Source organism: Luteibacter aegosomatissinici (assembly GCF_023078495.1).
GTDB lineage: Bacteria > Pseudomonadota > Gammaproteobacteria > Xanthomonadales > Rhodanobacteraceae > Luteibacter > Luteibacter aegosomatissinici.
On the sequence record NZ_CP095742.1, the window covers coordinates 3,185,708 to 3,208,660 of the forward strand.

A 22,953-nucleotide genomic window follows, 5' to 3' on the forward strand; every position below is an offset into this window, starting at 1 on the left:
GTCACATGGCGCGGAAGATGGCCATGAACGGCTGGCTCACCGTGAGGGTTTCAGGGCGCCCGCGCAGGTGCAGGCAACCACGGCCACCGTCATCACGCTCCACCGAGGCGACCTGGCGGAGATTGACGATGGTGGAGCGGTGGATCTGCCGGAACGTGCGCGGATCCAGGTGTTCAAGCAACTCGCGAATGGGCTTGCTCAGCAGCGCATCGCCATCGGCGGTGGCCACGAGCGTGTACTTGTTGTCCGCACGGAAATAGATCACGTCTTCGACCATGATCAGCCGCGTCGCCCGGCCGGTGCTGGCCGTGATCCACGTGAGCGGCACATCCGGCGTGGCATCGAACTGATCGCGCATATCCTTGGCCAGGCGCCCTGCCCGGCTGGCGTGTTTCTCGGCATCGGCCAGGCGGCTACGCAGGCGTTCCACGGTCTGCGCCAGCCGCTCCGCACTTACCGGCTTCAGCAGGTAATCCACCGCGCCGCGCTCGAACGCATCCACGGCGTACTGGTCGTACGCTGTAATAAACACGACCAGCGTGCGCGGGCTGGCATCGGCCGCCGCTGCCGCCACTTCCATGCCGGTGAGGCCCGGCATGCGTATATCGAGGAAGGCGATGTCAGGCTGGTGCTCGACCACCGCATCCAGGGCCTCACCGCCATCCTCCGCCACCGCCGCCACCTGCAAGTCCGGCCATGCCTTGGCCAGCTCCCGCTGCAGTGCTGCGGAAAGCAGCTTTTCATCTTCGGCGATGATGCACTTAGGCATGCGCCGGCTCCGTGATCGGCAGCGTGATCGTGGCAGCCACGCCGCTCGGGAAATTGTTTCCGATCGTAAAGGTCGCCGCATTGCCATAGGTAAGGCGCAGGCGCTCACGCAGGTTCTTCAGGCCAATTCCGGTCCCGGTGCTGTCGGTACGCAGGCCCAGGCCGTCGTCGGCCACGGTGAGTGACAGGCCGGTGGCATCGCATGCAGCACGGATCCACACCCCACCACCACCGGGCTTCGGCTCGAGGCCATGCTTGATGGCGTTCTCCACCAGGGTCTGAAGCATCATCGACGGCATGGCGTAGGCCTGGCATACGACGGGCACATCCACGTTCACGACCAGCCGCTCACCCATGCGCAGGCGCATGATCTCAAGCCACGCGATGCTGCGCTCGAGTTCCTGGCCCACGGTGGAAAGCGAACCGTCGGTGCGCGGCAATGAGCGGCGCAGGTAATCGATCAGGTGGCCCAGCATCTTGTCGGCGCGCGCGGGGTCGGTACGCACGAGTTCCTGGGCGCTTGCCAGCGTGTTGTAGAGGAAGTGCGGCTCCACCTGCGCCTGCAACAGCGAGAGTTGCGCGGCGGTGAGCTCCTTTTCCATGGCGGTTTGCCGTGTGTCGGCACGCTCACGGTTGCGGCGCTCGGTGATCCGTTGGGTCAGCGCACGTACCAGCGTCTCGGCCTGTTCGAGTGACACACCGCCGTCAGGATTGAACCAGTCGCTCCACGCCCCGCTATCCGGCTCGCAGACAAAGAGCACCGTGCAGGCCCCTTCGCCTGGCACCACCGAGGCACTGATCCGCGTGTTGCGCTCAAACGGATCCCTTGGGCGGCGTTTGCGCAGCGGCACCGGCTGGGCCTGCGGTTCGACGATCGAATGGCGAATGATGCCGCGCACCTGCAAACCACCACGTGCCGCGGTCACATCCTGGATATCCGGCAATGCGCGCACCACTTGCTCGACCAGATCGAGCGTTTCATCGGCACCATAGGGGACTTCGACGCGACGGCGCTGGCGGTTGGCCACGGTCTCCGGATCGATGCGGCCGGCAATGGTACGCACGCGGTAGAGATGGCTTACGCCCCGCCCCAACGCCAGCAACAGGCCTGCGAACCAGATGAGTGTGAAGATGGTTGGGAAATCCCGGCTGACATCCATGGCCTGCCAGCACACCAGCATGACGCACAGCGCAGCGATCCATGCGGCGATCAGGCGGGCGAGGAAACGAATGCTGGCCATGCGTGGCACTCCCTTGAAGATGGCGGCGAGCATACGACGGCGCATCCAGCGCAGGGGGCCCAGCCCGACGAAACGCCATGAGAGCCGACGAAACCGGCGCCCGGGCCCGGCCCAGGGGTGGCGCGGCGCAGCATGACGCAGGTCGGCGCATGGTCCATGCTCGGGAAACGGCTCGAAGCGGTGGGGACCGCGAGCCTCGACCAAGGGGTTAATGCATGGCTTTGTTGCTCATCGTTTTCGCTGTCGTCGTTCTTGCCATCTATCTCGGCATCCAGCTCCTGCCGAAGAACCATCCTTCCAACTGGCTACTGGGCATCGTGGGTGGTGCCTGCCTCGTCCTGGCCTGGTATGCCATTTTCCGGCCAATGCTCATCGCCTCCGGTGGCGATCCGTCGCTTGCCACGCTGGGCCTCACGTCCGCCGGCATCGTCTCATGCACACTCGGCATCGTTTGCCTGGGCGTATGCGTCTGGCGCGACCCGGCGCGCTTCTGGATGCTCTCCATCGTGTTCATTGGCGTGATCGGCGCCACGCAGGTCACGGCTTGATGCGAAAGCCGCCGGCTCAGGCGCCGGCGGCTGCTAACAGGTGGCGGTAGTCGCGCGCGGATAGCACGGCCTGCCCATCGCGAATTTCAAGCACGCCCTGGGCACCGAACGGCAGGGTCCACTTGTCGGGACCGTGGCCAAACGCGAGCCCACGCAACATCGGCAGGCCGCACGCCTGGCCAAAGCGCTCCAGCGCGTGGTCGATATCGTAGCCGTTGTCGTACTCACTAACGCGCTGCCCACCCAGGCCGCCCAGCAGGATGGCTCGCTGATGCTTCAGCACACCACCCAGCAGCAGCTCGTAGAGCATGCGCTCGATACGGTAGGCCTGCTCGCCGGTTTCCTCGATGTACAGGATCCCGCCTTCGACGACCGGCATGTACGGCGTGCCCACCAGGCTACACAAGGCGGACAGGTTCCCGCCCCATAAAGTGCCTTCAAGACGCAGCGGCGGCGCCTCCTCGCAGCACGACCAGCCAACATCCATGGCAGGCCCTTCGAGCGCCCGCCAGAACTCACGCCAGGTCGTCTCGCGCAGGTAGCCCCCACCAAAGTCCTGGACCAGCATGGGGCCGTGCAGGCTGCCCACCCCGCAGCGGGCCAACATGGCGCACTGGATCACCGTGAAATCGCCGTGGCCCACGAGCACGCACTGCCCGTCCGCGAACCGGGCCTTCAGGCCGTCGTAATCGAGGCGATCCAGGAGCGCGATCGCGCCGTAGCCCCCGCAGATCGCCATGGCGACATCGGGAAGGGGATGATCGGGATCGGCCAGCCGGTTGATGTCATCGGCCCGCTCGGCATCGCTGCCGGCAAAACGCAGGGCCACGCGATCGACCACGTTCCCGCCGAGCACGGTGTGCCCCGCGGCTTGCAATCGTTCGATGGCGCGCTGGCAAGCGGCACGGTCCTCGGCGTAACCGGACGGAGCTATAAGGCGGATATCAAGTCGTTTCGGCATGTGATGCAAGCTTGGACTTGCATTACCAATACCGCTACGCCCGGAGAAAGGCAACCGTAAGTTGGCTGCACCGCGATTCACGGCCACACCGCCCGTCACCGGCCGCGGCCCAGGCCAGTGGCAGACGAGGCACCAGCACGCTTGGGCAAAGAAAAACGCGCCGCTCGCGCGGCGCGTGAAAATGAGGAAACCACCTGACGATTCACCGTTACACCCCTGACCAACGTGCCCATCCCGGCACTCGGCATTTATTAGAGGTGGAACACGTGCGGTTAGCTGTTCAATTGTGGCACGACGCTACGCTGAAACGGCATGGACGCCCTGCCGGCCTCAGATGTCGTCGACCTCCTCCATGGCCAGGTCGTCCGGCACGCTCCGCGTCAAGGTCTCGCGCGGTTGCTCACCGAACACGCTGCGATATTTCTCAGCAAAACGCGACAGATCCCACATGCCACAGCTGAGCGCGACCGACTTGACCGAGCGGCGCCCCGCCTCCGCGGTAACGAGACTGCGGTGGGCCGTGCACAGGCGCAACATGGCAAGGTACCGGTTGGGCGGAATACCCAGCAGGTCATCGAACGCGTAACGCAGGCCACGCTCGCTGGCCCCTGCCGCCTGGCAGAGTTCCTGCGAGTAGATATCGCGGCGAAGGTTGGCACGCATGAAGCGTTCGGCGCGGCGCATCACCTGGTAGTGGGCCCGACGGCCACGGGAGGCGACCGGCCGGTCCTCCGATGAGGAAGACAGCGCGACGCGGATATGCTCGTCGAGCAGATCCTCGACTGGTGCGAAGCCGTCGTCCTCGCCGTCGCGCACGCGATCGCGGATCTGGCGCCAGGCCCTCTTGAGCGGCTCGGAGTTCACCGCGAACAGGCGGAGACGCTGTGCCGCCATGTCGACATCGGCGTGATCCGACGCCATGAATCGCGAGCGGAAGCGCGCATAAGGTGCGACGACCAGCGTAAAGCGCGTACCCCGTTCAAACATGAAATCGGTGGGCGTGCCACGCAACAGCGTCACCGCCATTTCCGATTCAACGCCCACTCCCTGGCACCAGCTGCGCTCACCCGCTTCGTGCATGTAAATGAGCATGCAGGAGTCATCGGGCACCGTGAGTGAGCCACGAACATCGAAATCCAGGTGGGCGGTGAAATACGAAACACCGTCATGGGTTCGCGACGCGACCGCAGCGCGCGGTCGCGCGGGGCTTAGCGTCAAGAGATCAACCTCGCATACGCCCATGGCTGCGCCTAGCGTGACGAGATCAAAGTCCTCGAGTCCTTGTACGTCGATCGGCCGCGTCATGCCTGCCCCTCCGACGTCGCGTGGTTGATGTGAACAGCACCCCTCATGCCGCCGCCATTGGTTGATCCACTCCACTGTCCCATACGCACCCCCGCGTTGATCCAGGCAGGCCGGGCGCCTGCACGTTACTCCCTGGGCACCGTGGCTATCCGTCCGAAAGGACAGCCCCCGGCGCTATAACTAACTGTGTATGCGAGAAAATGCCAGCAGTTTGTGAAAGTGCCGAATTCGCTTAGGGGTCGTCAGAAACATTTGATGAAACTGGCAAAAGCGCTGCTTGTGCGAGCCCCGAAACCACGCCAAGGGAGGGGTCGCCGTGCACCACCGGGATTCCCGGGAAGCTCAATGCCACCCGGTCGCGCACCTGCGGCGAGCGCGAGGTGCCGCCCGTGAGGAAGATGCTGGCGGGGGCATCGGCGATATCGCCGTGGGCTTCCGCAAGAAGTCGCGCCATACGGTCGAGGAAATCCTCCGATGCCGCATGGAAATCGCCACCCTCCACGTGGATCGCGAGGCCCGGCTCAATGAAATCCAGTTCGGCAGTGACCCTGTCCGTGCTGGAAAGCTCGATTTTCATGCGCTCGGCCTGCTGGTTCAGGCGAGTGGTGGCACCCGTGCCCTGTAGCGCACGCAGGCGCGACGCAAAGGGCTCATCCACGCGCCGGTAATCCTGCTTGCGGAACTCGCGCTGCTTGGGCAGGTTGTGCACGCTCGCGGCCTCTACGAAGTGGTGCACGGGCACGCCCGAGATGTCCTTGCCGAAGTGTGGCATGAGGCTATGCAGGCTCATGCCCACGTCCAGGTCGGTGCCGCCGCGAGGCAGGCCCCAGCTGCGGTGCATGACCGGCCGTTCGCCGGCGCCCAGCTCGGCATACGCAACGTCGGTGGTGCCACCGCCAATATCCACGATGAGCGCACGCTGCCGATCCGCCAGAGACAGGTGGTAATGCATCGCTGCCGCGGCGGGCTCCTCCAGGAACGACACGGCATCGAATCCCGCGATGCCCGCCGCTTCGCGCAGAATGCCCAGGGCCTGCTCACCGCCCGCAGGCCCCATCGAACTACGGAATTCCACGGGGCGGCCGATCACCGCCTCGCGCACCGGCGTACCGAACTGGCGCGTGGCCGTCAGGCGCACGTGCTCCAGGATGTGCGCAGCGATGCTGACGATCGTCTTGCGGACCCGCGGATCCAGCTTGTAGCCGAACATGGACTTGGGCGATTCGATGAGGTTGCCGGTGCCCTCCTCCAGATAAGCCTCGACGGCAGCCTCGCCGAACAAGGCATCCTGGAAGCTCGCGACCGAGGACGAGGCCGCTTCGCGAATGCGTTCCTCCATCCACTGGCGGCGCACCACGCGGATCGCATCGCGGCGGACATCGCCGTCGGAGCGGGGTGAGCGACCCGTGCGGCGCTCATCGGCACGGGTGGCACGCATGAGGGTATCGACCTGCGCCTCGAGCGCGGGGGTCAGCACGAAGTCATCGAAATCGGGCACCACCTCGGGGAAGAACACGGCGGTGCGGAACTGGCGCTCCTCGCCAAAGCGGACAAGCTGCAGCTCGCCATCCACGACGGCCGCGGCGGCGGAGTAGCTGGTTCCGAAGTCGATGCCGATACGCATGGCGGGGCCTTTCCGAGCGGGGAAAACCGTCCATTATGACCTGCCCGCGTATCAGGCGACAGCGGGACGGTTGCGGCTACACTCGGGGTTCGAGCCACGAACGCCATAGGGAATCCCCGACCGATGCGCCGAATTGCCCTCGCCTGCCTGTCCGCCCTGGCCCTGGCCGCCTGCCAGAACCACGATCAGGACAACACCGCCCCGGCCGCCGCCAGCACCGCGCCGGCGAAGCCCTCCACGGCGCCGCCACCGCCCCTACCCGCCGTCGCCAACGAGAAACACGATTTCACCCCCGAGATCACGGCTGGCGATTTCGCCGCGCACCTGCGGGTCATTTCCTCGGATGAGTACGACGGCCGCAAGCCAGGCACGTTGGGCGAGCGCCTGACGACGAACTACATCATCGAGCAGTTCAAGCGGATGGGCGTGGAGCCGGGCAACAAGGGCGAATGGGTTCAGACGGTACCGGCGGTTTCCACCGAGCTCACCGGGCAGGACAGCCTTAAGCTCGACGTCGCCGAAGGGGGCGGCACCGAATCGTTTGCCTTCGGCAACGACATGGTCGTCGGCACCCTGCAGGCCAAGGCGGACGTGGCGCTCAAGGATTCCGACATCGTGTTCGTCGGCTACGGCGTGAACGCACCGGAGTCTCAGTGGAACGATTTCGACGGCGTGGATGTGAAGGGCAAGACCCTGATCGTGCTGGTCAACGACCCGGGCTGGAGCGGCAACGACCCGAAGCTGTTCAAAGGCCGCGAGATGACGTACTACGGCCGCTGGACCTACAAGTACGAAGAAGCCGCCCGCCAGGGCGCGGCCGCCGTCTTCATCGTGCACCAGACCGAGCCGGCCGCCTACGGCTGGAACGTGGTTCGCAGCGGCTGGACCACGCCGCGCCTGGACCTGCCCGAAAGCGAAGACCCGGCACCACGCCTGCCGGTCGCCGGCTGGCTTACCCATGAATCCGCACAGCGCTTGTTCGCGAAGGCCGGCAAGAATTTCGACGACCTGGCCAAACAGGCCGACGTGCGCGGGTTCAAGGCCGTACCGCTCGACGCCAAGGCGAACATCGAGCTTCATAGCAACATTACCCATTCGCTCAGCAACAACGTGATCGGCATGGTCAAGGGCAGCGAAAAGCCCGGCGAGGCCATTGTCTACACCGCGCACTGGGACCACCTTGGTCACGACCCTAACCTTAAAGGCCATCAGATCTACAACGGCGCGATCGACAACGGCACAGGTATCGCCGCCCTGCTCGAAATCGCCGGCAAATTCGCCCAGGACAAGCCCAGGCGTACGGTCGTATTCGCCGCCGTGACCATGGAGGAATCCGGCCTGCTGGGCTCGAAGTATTACGTGGCACACCCGCCCTTCCCGCTCAACAAGACCGTCGCCGACATCAACATGGATGCGCTTGCGATCATCGGGCCAACCCGGGACATGAAGGTCACCGGTATGGGCCAGGGCACGTTGGAAGATACGCTGGCCGAGGTATTGAAGGCCGATGGCCGCGTGGTCAGTGGTGACGATACCCCTGAGAAAGGCGGCTATTTCCGCTCCGATCACTTCAACTTTGCGAAGGCGGGTGTTCCCGCATTGGCCTCTGGCGGTGGCATCGACATGGTGACCGGCGGCAAGGCCGCTGGCCGCGCCGCAGCCGAGGATTACAACAAGAACCGTTACCACCAGCCGACCGACGTGTACGACATGCGCTGGGATTTCACCGGCGTGATGCAGAACGTCAACGCTTACTACAAGGTAGGCGAAAAACTGGCCAACAGCGATGAATGGCCGACATGGAAGGACGGCAGCGAGTTCAAGGCCATCCGCGAAAAGTCCCTGAAAAAGTAATGTAGGAGCGCGAAAGCACGCTCCTACACGAGCAGGCGATGAATCAGTAATTCACCTGCAGCTGCGCCCGCACCAGCTTGCCATCAATCCGCTTGTACGGCGCCGCACTTACATCGGTGCGGCGCATGTTGGCAAAGGCCACCGCCAGCTCCACCGCACTGCTCGGCTGCCACTCGACGCCCGCCTCCAGCTCATCTACCTCCATCTTCGGCGCGTTCGTATCGAACTTGGACGCGCCACGGTAGGTCTGCCATTTCGCGTAGGGCATCATCGAGCCGTACCCTCCATCGAACTTGTACATGACCTGCGCGTAACCGCCACGCAAGCCCTTGGTGCGAATGATGCGGCGTGCGACATCCAGCTCGGGCCCCTTGCCCACGGTCCATTCGGCCTGGAAGCCGAACGGCTGCGGGTAATACACGACATGCGCCGCGACGCGGCGATCGGTTGAGCCCTCCTCCGGCGCATCCACACGCGGGGTAAACGTTGCCCCGTTGATGGTCGCGGAGCCGGTCGTGACGACGTAGCGGCCGGTGTACGCATCGGCACCCACTTCCAGGTACTGGCCGTTCGCGAACTTGAACGGATACGAGAAGTGCACCACGGTGTGCAGCTGGTCGTTGCGATCGGGCCGGTTCGCGCCCTGACCGTTGTACACACCGATGCCGAACATGCCGTAGTCGCCGGAACCCTTCAGACCCGACTTCTGCAGATAGCTGAAACGCTCCTTCGCCACGGCCGGCGACCAGTAAGCGAACACGCCAAGGTCGCGTTCGTCGCGAACGCCTGAGTTAAGCGCATCAGCGCGATCCAGGGCGATACGGTTCTGGCTGGATTGCAGGTCTTCCCAGCCGTATGGCACCTTCGACTGACCCGCGCGAATGCGCCAGGTCTTTTCCTTGTCCAGCCACAGGTCGGCGTAGGCATCGCGTAACTGGGCGAAGTTGGTGGTGCTCGAACCGCTCGGCGTGCTGGCCAGGTCGGGCTGGATGTAGATCGACATCTTGTCGGTGACATCACCGCTGATGACGACACGGGCACGGCGGATACCAAAACCCTGGTCACGGCCGATGAAGCGATCGCCCGGCGACTTCAGGTCCTTGGCACCATCGTCCAGGCCCTGGTTGTAGCGCATCTGGATGTACCCGCGGATGGAAAGCTTGTCGTACCAGGCCTTGGAAGAGGATGACGATGGCTTGGTGGCGGCCACTGCCGTACCGGAAGCAGGCGTCGGCGTGACGCCGTCCGACCCACCCGCCGCGCCAGGCGAGGCAGCCTGGGAGGTGCCGACCGGAGCACGGGTAGCTACGACGCTGCCGCTCGCGGGAGCCTGCCCGCCGGCAAGACCTTCATCCGAGGCCTGCACAAACTTGCCGAGCCGGGTGCGACCGGGACCAGGCTCCGCAAAGATCTGACGGGTTGCCGTGTCGACGTACAGCTCGATCGCGGCCTGGGGCGCTCCCTCGGCGGCCGCTGTACCGCACATCGTCCAGAAGGCGGCGGCCAGGGGGATTCTTCTCATCTGAGGCTGCTCCGAATGTTTTGAGAAAATACTCAAACGTCGGCGATACCGACGTCATCTACCGGCATCGTGCAAATTGGCCGTTTCGGAGCGGCACGTTAGCCAGCCTGGATGTCACTTCCATGACAGCCCCGCAGTCCGCAAGGAATGACGCTGTTATGCGCAAGCAACACTTCCGTCATGAGGTCGTCACGGGGATAATTTGCGAAGCTCGGGCCCCGCCAGGGGATTTGGCACCGTACGAACGGTTCGTACGTTGGCGAGGCCCGGTTTCCATCCCAGTACCCCCACCAGGCGGAAAACCTACCCATGTCCCATGCCAGCACGCGCCGCATGCCGCGTCGCCTCGCCATTGCCCTGAGCATCGCCACCGTCCTTTCGGCCGGTTCGGCATTCGCCCAGGACACGGCACAGCCGACCCCTCCCGCGAACAAAGCCAAGACGGCCACGCTCGAAACCGTCACCGTGACCGCTGAAAAGCGCACGGAAGACCTGCAGAAGGTGCCCATCTCGATGACCGTGGTGACGGCCGAGAAGCTCGAATCCTTCGGCCAGGCCGGCGATGGCGTCCTGCAGCTCGCCTCGCGCGCGCCCAGCGTCTACGCCGAGACCTCGTACGGCCGCGAGTTCCCGCGCTTCTACATCCGCGGCCTCGGCAACAGCGACTTCGACCTCAATGCGTCGCAGCCGGTCTCGATGGTCTACGACGACATCGTCCAGGAAAACCCGATCCTGAAGGGTTTCCCGCTCTTCGACCTGGAGCAGGTCGAAGTGCTGCGCGGCCCGCAGGGCACCCTGTTCGGCCGTAACTCGCCCGCCGGCGTGATCAAGTTCGAATCGCGCAAGCCGACCCAGGAGACCGAGGGCTACGCCCGCGTGTCCTACGGCTCGTACGGCACCGCCAATGCGGAAGCCGCGCTCGGCGGCAAGCTCTCCAGCAGCTGGTCGGGCCGCGTCTCGGCACTCGCCCAGCACCGCGATGGCTGGATCGACAACGACTACAAGGGCAAGAAGGATGACCTGGGCGGTTACAACGACCGCGCCGTGCGCCTGCAGGCCCTTTACAAGGCCACCGACGATTTTGATGCACTGATCAACGTACACGCGCGCTGGCTCGATGGCAGCGCCATGGTGAACCGCGCGGATTCGATCACCCTGGGCGGCAACCAGTTCGTCCCCGGCTTCGATCGTGACTCGGTCTCGCAGGATGGCAATAACAAGCAGCACCTGTTCACCTGGGGCAGCAACCTGCACCTGAACTGGCATTTCGGCGACCTCAACTTCACCTCCATCACGGGCCTGGAGCGCGCGACCACGTACAGCCTGGGCGACGTGGACGGCGGCTACGATGCCTCCGAGACGCCGGCCAAGCCGAGCTACACCAATCGCACCACGCCGTTCTATTCGGAAACGGCCGATGCCCTGCCGAAGGATCGCCAGATCACTCAGGAATTCCGCCTGTCGAACGACACGTCGGAGCGCCTGAAGTGGCAGGTCGGCACGTACTACTTCGACGAAGACATCGCGATCACCAACTTCTCGTACGACACGCTGAACAACCACGTGCTCAACGGCTGGGTGGATCAGAGCCAGCGCACGAAGGCGTACGCCCTGTTCGGTTCGGCCGACTACAACGTCACCGATACGTTCGATGTGCGCGCCGGCGCACGCTGGTCGCACGACAAGCGTGATTTCAAGGCGGAGCGCTTCCTCGGCTTCACCGGCCCGGTGGGCCCGCTCACCTCCGACCCGACCGACTCGCGCTGGAGCGGCGACCTGACCGGTACGTGGCAGCTCTCGAAGAACTCGAACGTGTACGGCCGCATCGCCAATGGCTTCCGCGCACCGAGCGTGCAGGGCCGCATCAATTTCGCCAACAGCATTTCCACGGCGAAGCCGGAAACGATCACGTCCTACGAAATCGGCTACAAGTCGACCTCGGATGACAACAAGATTCGTTTCAACGCGGACATCTACAAGTACAACATGCACAACCAGCAGCTCACCGCTGTGGGCGGTGCGACGAACGTCACCCAGCTGATCAACGCGAAGAAGACGGAAGGCTACGGCGCCGAATTCGATCTCGAGGCTTACCTGACCCCGAACTTCTACATGACGGCCGGCGGCAGCTATAACCACACCGAGCTGAAGGACGCGAACCTGGCCGTGGCGCCTTGCGGCGGCGGCTGCACGGTGATCGATCCGCTCAATGCTTCGGGCAACGCGCTGATCAACGGCAACCCGCTGCCGAATGCACCGAAGTGGATCGGTACGTGGACGGCTCGTTACGGCATCCCGTACGGCGAGAGCGGCGAGTTCTTCGTGTACACGGACTGGAACTACCGCAGCGAAGTGAATTTCTTCCTGTATGACTCGGAAGAGTTCAAGAGCAAGCCGTTCCTGGAAGGCGGCCTGCGCCTGGGCTACAACTGGGACTTCGGCAAGCGTGAGGTGGCGCTGTATGGCCGCAACATCACGAACAAGAAGGTGATCACGGGCGGCATCGACTTCAACAACCGCACCGCGTTCGTGAACGACCCGCGGATCATTGGTGTTGAGTTCCGCGCCGAGCTGTAATTCAAACCACTGTGTCGCCCCGAAAAGGCCGCGAGAAATCGCGGCCTTTTCTTATGCGGGCTCGCCTTCGGCTTCGCGCTAGTGAAGCGGTTCATCCGCTTTCGCGAATGCGTGTGTTGAGCGGCTTGCGCCGCCTCGCTCTTGTGGTTTTGAGGCGAAGAGCCGCCGGTGCCCACCCTCGCGTCGGATGCTGCGGCTGCGCCGCCGTGCCTTTTGATTCGCGCACAAGGTGCGCTCCTACAACCGCCGCCCCGTTAGCGAGCCATGGGCCAGCCCTATGTAAGGCTGGCCTACGGCCGCTCTCTTGTGCGGAACTCGCCTCGAGGGTGGGCACCGACGGCTCTCTTCACCCATGAGGTGGCGTGCCGGCGAGCTCGCATCTTATGCCGCCATGCCCATGTAGGAGGCCACCCTGTGGCCGACAGCTTTCGCGATACCGCCGCAGGACCTGCGCGCCTGGCGACAAGATGTCGCCCACAGGGTGGGCTCCTACAAGATGTGCCACGAATTAATGAATGAACACGCACGGCTCGTGTAGGAGCGCGCTTGCACGCGATCAACCCACGCAGCGATGACGCCATAACGCATCACCACGCGACGATCGGCAAACGCTGCCATGACGCGACGTGCACCGACCGACGCTACGGATCACCCCTGTGCGCGGACGAAGCGGCTGTCCGTCCGCCGATGCCGAACGCACCGATCTGCCCGCAGACAACGCCGCGGCTCTCCCACCACTAAACCTCATGGGTCAAGAGAGCCGTCGGTGCCCACCCTCGAGGCGAGTTCCGCACAAGAGAGCGGCCGTAGGCCACATAAGTACACATGCCGCGCAGCGGCATTCCGCACCGAACGCGGAGGACCTGTCTGAGCAGCGAGGGTGGGCACCGGCGGCTCTCGGCCTCAAGCCCTCAAGCACGAGGCGGCGAAGCCGCTGGCTACATGCATTCGCGCCAGCGAATGAACCGGTTAACCAGCGCGAGGCCGAAGGCGAGCCTCCAGCCAGGCAATGTTCCGGCAACCTCGCACGCCGCTAAATCACCACCCCTTGCAACCTTTTCACGCATGCGTGCATCCGATGACGTGCCCGGCTAGCTACCGCACTAGCGCACCCCTCGGCCCGGCATAGGCCATAAGTCATATGGAAATCCACGAGATTTTCCTTGACCCCTCAAAATTTGGTGTTATAGTTCACTACAACACCGGTCACCCAGACCACTACTGGAGAGAGCACCATGAAAACCGCAACCAACAACCTGAACGTCGTTGCCCTGGCCGCCTCCGTCGCCATCGCCGTCGCCGCCCTGGCTGGCTTCCACAGCACCTCCGTCGCGGTCGCACCGCTCACTGAGATCAACGGCACCCACGTCACCAACCTGGCCCCGGTCGTCGTCTACGCCGACGCCGACAACACCGTCGCCTCCCTGTAACCCCCGAGCACCCCGCAGCACGTCATCGGAGTTGGAGTAACCCCATGAAAGCGCCGAACCTCATCGCACTGACCGCTTCTATCCTGATCGCCGGCACCAGCGTGTTCGCCCTGCGCTCCTTCGATGACCGCGCTGCCGATATGGTCGCCGCGCCCCACTTCGTCAACGGTGTGCGCGTTGTTGACCTCCCCGCCCTCGAGGTGCGGCCCACCGACGCCGATGTGCGCGAAGCCGCCCTCCTGAGCGAGGCCACCCTGGATTCAGCAGCCGCCGCGCTGCGGCGTAGTGCCGAAGACCGCGCGGCTGCACTTATCAGCGCACAGCTCGCCATGCCCTACTATTCGTTTGGCAATGCACTGAGCCACACGGCGAAGGAATGAATTACATGTCCATCACCTGGAACGACAGCGTCCCGATTTACCGCCAGCTCCGCGAACGCGTGGTGGCGATGATCCTGGACGGCGCCTTGAATGAAGGCGACCCGCTGCCGTCGGTGCGCCAGGTCGCGGGGGATTTTCAGATCAACCCGCTGACCGTTTCCAAGGCGTACCAGGAGCTGGTCGACGAACAACTGGTTGAGAAACGGAGGGGTCTTGGCATGTTCGTGATCGATGGAGCGCGCGATGCGCTGCTCAAGAGTGAAAGGGAGCGCTTTTTGCGCGAAGAGTGGCCGGCCTTGTTCGCCCGCCTGCAGCGCATGGGCCTCGACCTGAAAACCCTAATGCGTGAAGCCCCGGGCTCCACGGAGGATCCGTCATGACAGCGGTCGTCACCGCCAATGGCCTGACCAAGCGCTTCAAGAATTCGGTAGCACTGGATGGCGCCACGTTCCAGATCGAATCCGGCCGCATCGTGGGGCTGATCGGCCCGAACGGCGCCGGCAAGACCACCGCACTGAAGGCGATCCTGGGCCTGACCACCTTCGATGGCCACCTGAGCGTACTGGGCCTGGATCCCCGCAAGGATCGCGATAAGCTGATGGAGCAGGTGTGCTTCATCGCCGATGTGGCGGTGCTGCCGCGCTGGCTGAAGGTCCGCGATGCCGTGGATTTCGTCGCCAACACCCACCCCCGCTTCGACCGCGCCAAGTGCGATGCCTTCCTGGCCCGCACCAAGCTGCAGCCGCAGCAGAAGGTGAAGCAGCTTTCCAAGGGCATGATCGTGCAGCTGCACCTGGCACTGGTGATGTCGATCGACGCCAAGCTACTGGTGCTGGATGAGCCGACGCTGGGCCTGGATATCCTTTATCGCAAGCAGTTCTACCAGAGCCTCCTGGAAGACTACTTCGACGAGGAAAAGACCATCCTGGTCACCACCCACCAGGTCGAGGAGATCGAACACATCCTCACCGACCTGATGTTCATACGCGACGGCAAGATCGTGCTCGATACCGACATGGATAGCCTGGGCGAGCGCTTCTCCGAAGTACTGGTCAGCGCGGAACTTGCCGCGGCAGCCCGCCAGCTCAACCCGCTGGATGAGCGCCAGGTGTTCGGCAAGAGCATCTTCCTCTTCGACAACGTCAGCCGCCCGCAGCTTGAAAGCCTGGGCGAGGTGCGGCGCCCGTCGATCGGCGACCTGTTCGTCGCCACCATGAAGGGTACCTACGCATGAAAAGCTTCTACTGGCTGGTGAAGCGCGAGTTCTGGGAACACAAGGGCGGCTTCGTCACCGCACCCATCGTGGCGGGCCTGATCGCCCTGGTGCTCAACGTCATGCTCCTGATCACTGCCGAGGTCCTCGGCAAGCGCTGGGCGGGCACCGACAACCACTTCAACACGAACTTCGACGGCGCATTCAAGCCCGACAACCTGGTGCAGGCCGGGGCCGTCCTGGACATGACCCTGTACGGCGTCACGTTCCTGATCCTGGGCGTCATGGCGATCGTGGTGTTCTTCTACTGCCTCGGCGCACTGTATGACGACCGCCGCGATCGCAGCATCCTGTTCTGGAAGTCGCTGCCGTTGTCGGATACGAACACGGTCCTGTCCAAGGCGGCGAGCGCGGTAGTCGTGGCTCCGGCCATCGCGGTGGTCACCGGTGTCATCGCCGGCCTGCTCCTGATGATCGTGGTCTCCATCTTCGCGACGTTCCACGGCGTGCCGGCCTGGCGCCTGCTGATGGAAGCCCATCCGTTCCGCGTCGTCTTCACCCTGCTCGCCCTGCTCCCGCTGTATGCGATCTGGGCCCTGCCCACCCTGGGCTGGCTGATGCTCTGCTCCGCCTGGGCCCGCAGCAAGCCGTTCCTCTGGGCCATTGCCCTCCCGATTGGCGCTGGCATCGTCGTCAGCTGGTTCGGCCTGATGGGCTTGTTCAACCGCGGCAGCAGCTGGTTCTGGTCGAACGTGGTGGGCCGCCTGCTGGGCAGCCTGGTGCCGGGTGGCTGGGTTGGCCAGAACAACGAGCTGGTGATCATGCACGGCCACGACGATCCGGCCTCGGTGCTGCAGAGCCTGGACCTGGCGTACCACTACAGCGCCCTGGCCAATCCCTCGACATGGGTGGGCGCTATCGCCGGTGTGCTGATGATCGCCGGTGCGATATGGTTCCGCCGCTGGCGCGACGATTCCTGATCGGACCCTGATCGGACCCACGCGACGGCCTCTTCGGAGGCCGTCTCTACAAGGAGAGGTGTGATGCTGCGTTCGATGCTGCTTGCGGCCGCGATGGCCACCGCCTTCCCCGCCATGGCCGCCGATGACCCCGTGCCTGGCCTCATGAAAGCCGCCGATGTACCGGGCCTTGCAATAGCCGTTATCCGTAACGGGAAAGTCGTTTCGGTCAAGGCGTACGGTTACCGCGACGTCGAAAAGAAGCTGCCACTCACCACGGATACGGTGATGTACGCCGCCTCGCTGACCAAGGCCGCCTTCGCCTATGCGCTGATGGGGTTGGTTGACGACAAGCGGCTAGACCTGAATGCGAGCATCGCAACCGACCTGCCGAAGCCCTTGCCCGATTACGAGAAGTACGCGGACCTGGCCGGCGATGAACGCTGGAAGAAGCTGACCCCCGCCCTGCTTCTGAGCCACCGTTCCGGCTTTCCCAACTTCCGCTTCTGGCCACCGGGCAAGGATTTCGATGACAAGGCGCCGCTGAAGTTCTACCAGGAGCCCGGCACGAAATACGGATACTCCGGCGAAGGCATCAACCTGCTCCAGTTCGTCGTGGAGAATGGCAAGGGCATCGACGTGGCGACGCTGATGCAGGATCGCCTGTTCAAGCCGTTCGGCATGGCCCGCACCAGCATGAGCTGGCGCGATGACTTTGCCGACAACAACACCATCGGCTATGACATGGATGGCAAGGCCATCCCGCACAAGCAACGCGGCTCGACGCGAGCCGCGGGCTCGATGGACACCACGATCCACGACTACGCCAACCTCGTGGCCGCCATGGTTCGCGGTGACGGCCTCTCGAAGGCGGCCTATGCGACCTGGCTGAAGCCAGTCGTTCGCATCCACTCCGTGCAGCAGTTCCCGACCATGGGCGCGCCGGATAGCAACGACAACGATTCAATTTCGCTGGGCTACGCCATGGGCGTGGGGACGTTCGATTCACCGCGCGGCCCAGCGTTCTTCAAGGGAGGCCACGATGACGGCACCAACAACGTCTTCGTGTGCCTGGAGCGGTCGAAGGATTGCGTACTGATCATGAGCAATTCCTCGCATGCGGAGTCGATCTTCCCTGCACTGCTTGACGCCACGCTGGGGAAGACCTGCTTTCCGTGGTACTGGGAGGGGTACATCCCCTATGACCAACCCGGGTTGAAGGGACAGCCCGTTGTGCCGAATGCGCACCCGGCCTGCCCTCGATGATCGAGCCGTAGACCGTTTGGCCACTTGCAGGGCACTTCCCGCGCCCGTACAACCGGAACCTTCGTGGCGGGATGCCGCGGCTGGGGGAATCCGGTGATCATTGGCGGGGAGATCCACCATGACCGATTCAGCAGGGGCGGCGGCGCAAGCCACGGTCGCACCGCACGAGCGTGATGCGCTGAACGAGCGGCGCAGGAAGGCGGGCTTGCCGGACGACCGGCCAACCACCGGGCTGGCGTTTTCTGGCGGCGGCATTCGCAGCGCCACGTTTTGCCTCGGCGTCCTGCGGGCACTGGCAAGGCACGGCCTGGTCCGCCGCTTCGACTACCTCTCGACCGTGTCGGGCGGTGGTTATGCAGGGTCGGCCTTTGGCCGGCTATTCCATGGCGGGCCCGGCGGCGATGCCAAGGCGGTGGAAGATGGCCTCGCCCGCGACGACACCTCCTTCCTGTGGTGGCTGCGCAACAACGGGCGCTTCCTTGCGCCGGCGGGCGCAGGCGACCTTTTCCAGACATGGGCGACACAACTGCGCGGATTCATCGCGACGCAGGTGGAGGTGGCCGTGCTGGCCATCGTGCTGGCCTGCCTCATCACGTTGCCCCACCTGATCTACACCGCATTGCCCGAGGATGGCTGGTCACTGCCCGTGGTTGTCAGCCTGTGGTGGTGGCTGCTTCCGGTTCCCGCTGCGCTGGCGGCTATCGCTTGCTACGGTTACTGGTTCCTCGGGCGAATCAGTGTCGCCGGCATCATCACCGCGATAGCGGCGGGGTTTGCATGCCTCGCCCTGGCGCAGCGGGCATGGGTCGCCCAGGATGCCGTGGAACAGGGGCTGTGGACCGCCTGCGCCATCTTCTTCGGGCCATCGCCCGTCGCGTGGATCGTGGCGCGGGTCAGTTCCGCGCTGCGCACGGAAGAAGCCAACCGGGTGCGCTATGCGCATGCCTTCACAAGGTTCCTCGGTCTTTTTGCACTGCTCGCCCTGCTCGGCGGCATCGACATGTTCAGCTGGTACATCCGCTCGCGGCTGGGCAACCTGCATCCGGGCGTGGGGCTTTTCACCAGCGCGGGTATCGCCACTGTACTGCTGGCCGTCGTGCGCGCCGTGATGCCCCTTGCCGGCAACGGCGGCAAAGCGGGAACCAAGCTACCCGCAGGCACCATCGCGCAGGTGCTCGGCATCATCACGCTCGCGCTGATCGTGGTGTTCTGGACCACGATCTTCCAGTTTCTCGTGTTCCCACCCAACCAGGCAGGCTACGGCCTGTTCCAGCACGCATGGCTGCGCTGGTGCGCCGCCGCGCTGGTCGTCGCCGTATACCTTTTGATGAACGGGCGCTCGATGGCCCAGCTCAACCAATCTTCGCTACACCTGTTTTATCGCTCACGCCTGGCCCGCACGTATGTTGCCGTGGGCAATGCCCCGGTGACTGGCGTCGATGCACGTACGCGCTTTCCTTCGCCCATCCTGGCCGCGACGACGCGCGACACGACCGAAAACGTCGTCAAAGTCACCGAGTTGCTGCCGGGTGATGACGTACCCCTTACCGACTACGCACCCCACCGATTTGGCGGCCCCATCCACCTGGTGAATTGCTGCATCAACCAGACGGTCGATGACCGGACCGGCACATACAACGCGGACCGCAAGGGCGTCAGCCTCTCGGTGAGCTCGCTCGGCGTGGAAACCGGCACGCACTCACCCAATGCGGCCGCGATGTCGACGCTTGCCAAAACGACGCTCGCCGAATGGGTGGCCATCTCTGGCGCCGCGGTCGGCTCGGGCATGGGGTCGCTCACCCAATCCGGCACGGCCGCGCTGCTATTCCTTAGCGGGTTGCGCCTGGGTTACTGGCAGCGCAACCTGGCCAGCGAGCCACCGCCGCGACGTGGCGTGGTCGCGAAGTACCAGGCACTGCTCCGCGAAATGCTGGCCCGTTTTCCGGGCCTGCGCGATGCCGACTGGTACTTGAGTGATGGCGGCCATTTCGACAATACCGGTGTCTACGCGCTGCTCAAGCGCCAGCTGAATTTGATCGTACTGGTGGATTGCGGTGCCGATCCGGATTACCGCTTCGCCGATGTCGAAAACCTCGTACGCAAGGCGCGCATCGATTACGACGCAGGCATCGCGTTCGTCGATCCGCTCACGCTGGCCAACCTGGCGGGCCCGGCATCATCCTTGTTTGGCACGCCCGATACGATGACCGCCGACCCGGGCCCGGCGCACCTCCTGTTGGCTCGCATCACCTATGCGGACCGCAGCCAGGGCACGCTACTGATCGTCAAACCGCGGCTACCCGAAGGGCTGCCACTGGATGTCGCGGGATATGCCGACCGTGAATCCACGTTTCCGCAGCAGAGCACATCACAACAGTTCTTCAGCGAATCGCAGTGGGAAAGCTATTGCCAGCTGGGCGTCTGCCTGGGCAGCTCCCTGACCGCCGATTTGCTCGACAGCGCGCCGACATGGGCGTGGCAAAGCGATGTCGTCGGTACCCAGGCGACGGCACTGACGCCCACGGCGGCACCGCCGAGCCGCTTCCGGCAGATGGCCACGACCGTGGGCACCTCGATCGGCCTGGGCGCCATTTTCACCGCGGCAATTGCTGGCTGGCAGGCGATCGATGCCGCGCGCAAACAAGAAGCTGCCGCACAGGCGGTAACCCAGCAGAAGACACAGGAGATTGCCAAACAGGCCATCCACCTCACTACCTTGTTGCAGCCTGGCGCCACGTTCACGAAGAACGTGGGTGATGAGGTGAAGAGCCTGACCGACGATCTCGCGGCCATCGAACTGCCGGACCGCCTGCGCGACCGCCTCGCCGCACTTGTCGGCCCGTTATCCAATGCATGTGACGCAACGGTCGACCCGCCGTTGCAGGCTGACTGCCAGGAGGCGGCGAACGTGCTTTCATGGCAAACCCGCGTACCACAAACACCGTGGGACCTTGCCATGCGTGATTACGATCGCTGGCGCGACCCAAAGCAGGTACTCAGCGAAAGCGTCGCCGCCACGGGCGACGCATCACCGGCTCCCGCACCGCCTCCACCCATGGCGGATGTATCTGCCGTGGCGCCTCCACCGCCGCCGCCCGAAGCCGCACCCGTACCCCCACCACCGGACGTCGCCGCCGGTGCGCCAGTCACGCCCCCATCGACAGGCGCACAGGAGCCGATGACGACGGCAGCACCGCCGCCGGCCCCAGCCCCGACATCGGCGGAACCAACCGCCACGACCGCACCCGCGATGCCATCGCTCCGTGAACTCGAAGATCAGGTAAGGCGCGTGTGTGGCCAGCCCGCACAACCGTTCACCCTTTACACGCAGATCTATGACGAAGGTAGTCGTGCCCGGGCGAGCGACGTGCTAGCGCAGGTCCAGACGTTGGGTCTCGTGGTTCCCGGCATTGAAAACGTGAGCGCCACCGCATCACGAAACGGCGCACGCGCCCCGTTCGAATGGCGCGCGCCCACCGTGCTTTACGCATCGGGCGGGGCAGCATGTGCGAATGCCCTCGTGACCTGGGCCAACAACACCCTGCCCCAGCTTGAACACATCAAGGCCAATGCCGTGGCCCTGCCCCCTGGCACGGGCAAAGCCACGACATTGGAACTGTGGCTACCGCGACGGCGTTAACCGCCGCCGCCACCGCCCCCATGGATCCCGCCCTTCGTCAGCGCGGCGGGATCCAGCAACTTCGCCAGCTCCGCCTTCGAAAGACCGGTCGTCTCCAGTGCCACCTCCAAGATCGGGCGTTTCTCCTTGTAGGCCTGCTTGGCGGTGGCCGCGCCCTTCTCGTAACCAATCACCGGGTTGAGCGCGGTGACGAGGATCGGGTTCTTGTCGAGCGCCTCGCGCACGTGCTCTTCGTTGACCTTGAAGCCAGCAATCGCCTTATCCGCCAACAGGGTGGTGACGTTGGCGAGAATCTCGATCGACTGCAGCAGGTTGAATGCGATGACCGGCAGCATGACGTTGAGCTGGAAATTGCCCGACTGGCCGGCGATGGCAATGGTGGCGTCGTTGCCGATCACCTGCGCGGCGACCATGGCGGCGGCTTCCGGGATCACGGGGTTGACCTTGCCCGGCATGATCGACGAGCCCGGCTGCAACGCCGGCAGTTCGATTTCACCAAGGCCCGCTAGCGGGCCGGAGTTCATCCAGCGCAGGTCGTTGGCGATCTTCATCACCGCCACGGCGAGCGCGCGGAGCTGGCCGGAGAGCTCGACCGGCGCATCCTGGGCGGCCATGCCCGAGAAATAGTTGTCTGAGGATTCGAACTTCACACCGGTGAGCTTGCCCAGCTCGGTGGCGACGGCCGGGCCGAACTTCGGATCCGCGTTGATGCCGGTGCCAACGGCACTGCCGCCTTGTGGCAGGCGGCGGGTGCGCTTGAGCGTGTCGCCAATGCGCTCCTCCGCATCGCGGATCTGCGCCGACCAGCCGGAGAGCTCCTGGCCAAAGGTGATCGGCATGGCATCCATCAGATGGGTGCGGCCGGTCTTTACGACCTTCTTGAGCTCCTTGGCCCGCGTATCAATGGTCTTACGCAGGTGCTTCAAGGCCGGCAGCAGCTTTTCGCTGGTGGCGAGGGTCGCGCTGACCAGGATGGCCGTGGGGATCACGTCGTTCGAGCTCTGCCCCGCGTTGACGTGATCGTTGGGGTGCACCTTGGCGCCCGCGGCCTCGGCAAGGTGAGCGATCACCTCGTTGGCGTTCATGTTGGAACTGGTGCCTGAGCCGGTCTGGAACACATCGATCGGGAAGTGCTCATCGACCTCGCCCGCGGCGACCTTGTCGGCGGCGGCGCGGATGGCCTTGGCGGTGGCCTTGTCGAGTTGACCGAGCTTCACGTTGGCCTCGGCGGCCGCAGCCTTGACCAGGCCCAGGGCCCGGATGAACTCACGCGGCATGGTGAGCCCCGAGACCGGGAAATTATCCACGGCCCGCTGGGTCTGGGCCCCGTAGAGGGCTTTGGCGGGCACCTTCAACTCGCCCATGCTGTCGCGTTCGGTACGAAACTTGGTCATTGCGGTGGAATCCGGGTTGTGGGAGCCCAATCACGATAGACCTTTTCCCGTTAATCCGTCATCGCGTCCTGAGCCGGCACCTGTAAGCGCCCACCCGGTGGGTGACGCCGCTCGCGACCATTCCACAGGCCCTGCCGCGGTATCGCGAGAGATGTCGCCCACAGGGTGGGCTTGTGTCTTTGCCGCGGCGTAGGCTGATGGGTGAGAGCGGAGTGCGGCAAGCCGATGATGGCCGGTGCCAGGAGCACGTGTAGGAGCAAGGGCTGCCGCA

17 protein-coding genes are annotated in these 22,953 nt (G+C 64.4%); 10 read left to right on the forward strand and 7 right to left on the reverse strand.

The genetic code is table 11. The features are described from left to right. Window position 1 precedes the first annotated feature (1 nt). Together L2Y97_RS14195 and L2Y97_RS14200 are read right to left on the reverse strand one after the other, a co-directional pair. Window positions 2-769, reverse strand: a complete 768-nt coding sequence (locus L2Y97_RS14195; protein WP_247427730.1) for a LytR/AlgR family response regulator transcription factor — start codon at window positions 767-769, stop codon at window positions 2-4. After that, window positions 762-2,009, reverse strand: a complete 1,248-nt coding sequence (locus tag L2Y97_RS14200) for a sensor histidine kinase (protein WP_247427733.1) — start codon at window positions 2,007-2,009, stop codon at window positions 762-764. Before L2Y97_RS14200 ends, L2Y97_RS14195 begins: the two co-directional genes overlap by 8 nt. A gap of 215 nt (window positions 2,010-2,224) precedes the next feature. On the opposite strand from L2Y97_RS14200, the gene L2Y97_RS14205 reads away from it, so the two are divergent. Then, on the forward strand, window positions 2,225-2,557 hold the full coding sequence (locus L2Y97_RS14205) for a hypothetical protein (RefSeq protein ID WP_247427736.1): 333 nt from the start codon (window positions 2,225-2,227) through the stop codon (window positions 2,555-2,557). A 16-nt stretch (window positions 2,558-2,573) separates the two neighbouring features. Here the strand turns inward: L2Y97_RS14205 and L2Y97_RS14210 are convergent, their stop codons facing one another. From L2Y97_RS14210 to L2Y97_RS14220, 3 genes are all read right to left on the reverse strand, one after another. Next, window positions 2,574-3,518 carry an LD-carboxypeptidase gene (locus L2Y97_RS14210; RefSeq protein ID WP_247427739.1) on the reverse strand — a complete coding sequence of 315 codons (945 nt, stop codon included), beginning with the start codon at window positions 3,516-3,518 and terminating at the stop codon, window positions 2,574-2,576. Window positions 3,519-3,848: 330 nt separating this feature from the next. Then, window positions 3,849-4,823, reverse strand: a complete 975-nt coding sequence (locus L2Y97_RS14215; protein ID WP_247427742.1) for a helix-turn-helix domain-containing protein — start codon at window positions 4,821-4,823, stop codon at window positions 3,849-3,851. Between the two features lie 232 nt (window positions 4,824-5,055). Then, the gene (locus L2Y97_RS14220; protein WP_247427745.1) at window positions 5,056-6,447 is read right to left on the reverse strand and encodes an Hsp70 family protein; all 1,392 of its coding nucleotides are present in this window, start codon (window positions 6,445-6,447) and stop codon (window positions 5,056-5,058) included. Window positions 6,448-6,570: 123 nt separating this feature from the next. Here L2Y97_RS14220 and L2Y97_RS14225 point away from each other — a divergent pair, with 123 nt between their 5' ends. Then, window positions 6,571-8,301 (forward strand): M28 family metallopeptidase, encoded by a 1,731-nt coding sequence (locus L2Y97_RS14225; RefSeq protein WP_247427748.1) that lies wholly within the window; start codon window positions 6,571-6,573, stop codon window positions 8,299-8,301. A gap of 43 nt (window positions 8,302-8,344) precedes the next feature. Here L2Y97_RS14225 and L2Y97_RS14230 read toward each other — a convergent pair whose 3' ends face one another. After that, the gene (locus tag L2Y97_RS14230; protein WP_247427750.1) at window positions 8,345-9,823 is read right to left on the reverse strand and encodes a porin; all 1,479 of its coding nucleotides are present in this window, start codon (window positions 9,821-9,823) and stop codon (window positions 8,345-8,347) included. Window positions 9,824-10,132: 309 nt separating this feature from the next. On the opposite strand from L2Y97_RS14230, the gene L2Y97_RS14235 reads away from it, so the two are divergent. From L2Y97_RS14235 to L2Y97_RS14270, 8 genes are all read left to right on the forward strand, one after another. Beyond that, entirely contained in the window at window positions 10,133-12,400 is a 2,268-nt protein-coding gene (locus L2Y97_RS14235; protein WP_247427753.1) for a TonB-dependent receptor, read from the forward strand. 1,235 nt (window positions 12,401-13,635) lie between these two features. Further along, window positions 13,636-13,830, forward strand: a complete 195-nt coding sequence (locus L2Y97_RS14240; protein WP_247427755.1) for a hypothetical protein — start codon at window positions 13,636-13,638, stop codon at window positions 13,828-13,830. 44 nt (window positions 13,831-13,874) lie between these two features. After that, window positions 13,875-14,210, forward strand: a complete 336-nt coding sequence (locus L2Y97_RS14245; protein ID WP_247427758.1) for a hypothetical protein — start codon at window positions 13,875-13,877, stop codon at window positions 14,208-14,210. 5 nt (window positions 14,211-14,215) lie between these two features. Further along, a complete protein-coding gene (locus L2Y97_RS14250) occupies window positions 14,216-14,590 on the forward strand; it encodes a GntR family transcriptional regulator (RefSeq protein ID WP_247327251.1) in 375 nt (124 codons plus the stop codon). Continuing rightward, complete coding sequence (locus L2Y97_RS14255) at window positions 14,587-15,444, forward strand: ABC transporter ATP-binding protein (RefSeq protein WP_247427761.1); 858 nt, start codon at window positions 14,587-14,589, stop codon at window positions 15,442-15,444. The genes L2Y97_RS14250 and L2Y97_RS14255 overlap by 4 nt, the downstream gene beginning before the upstream one ends. Beyond that, complete coding sequence (locus L2Y97_RS14260) at window positions 15,441-16,403, forward strand: hypothetical protein (protein WP_247427763.1); 963 nt, start codon at window positions 15,441-15,443, stop codon at window positions 16,401-16,403. Before L2Y97_RS14255 ends, L2Y97_RS14260 begins: the two co-directional genes overlap by 4 nt. A gap of 63 nt (window positions 16,404-16,466) precedes the next feature. Next, a complete protein-coding gene (locus L2Y97_RS14265; RefSeq protein ID WP_247427765.1) occupies window positions 16,467-17,648 on the forward strand; it encodes a serine hydrolase domain-containing protein in 1,182 nt (393 codons plus the stop codon). Window positions 17,649-17,766: 118 nt separating this feature from the next. Next, complete coding sequence (locus L2Y97_RS14270; protein ID WP_247427767.1) at window positions 17,767-21,288, forward strand: patatin-like phospholipase family protein; 3,522 nt, start codon at window positions 17,767-17,769, stop codon at window positions 21,286-21,288. Here the strand turns inward: L2Y97_RS14270 and L2Y97_RS14275 are convergent. After that, window positions 21,285-22,682: a class II fumarate hydratase gene (locus L2Y97_RS14275; RefSeq protein ID WP_247427769.1), complete on the reverse strand. Its 1,398-nt coding sequence runs from the start codon at window positions 22,680-22,682 to the stop codon at window positions 21,285-21,287. The genes L2Y97_RS14270 and L2Y97_RS14275 overlap by 4 nt on opposite strands. Between the last annotated feature and the right edge of the window lie 271 nt (window positions 22,683-22,953).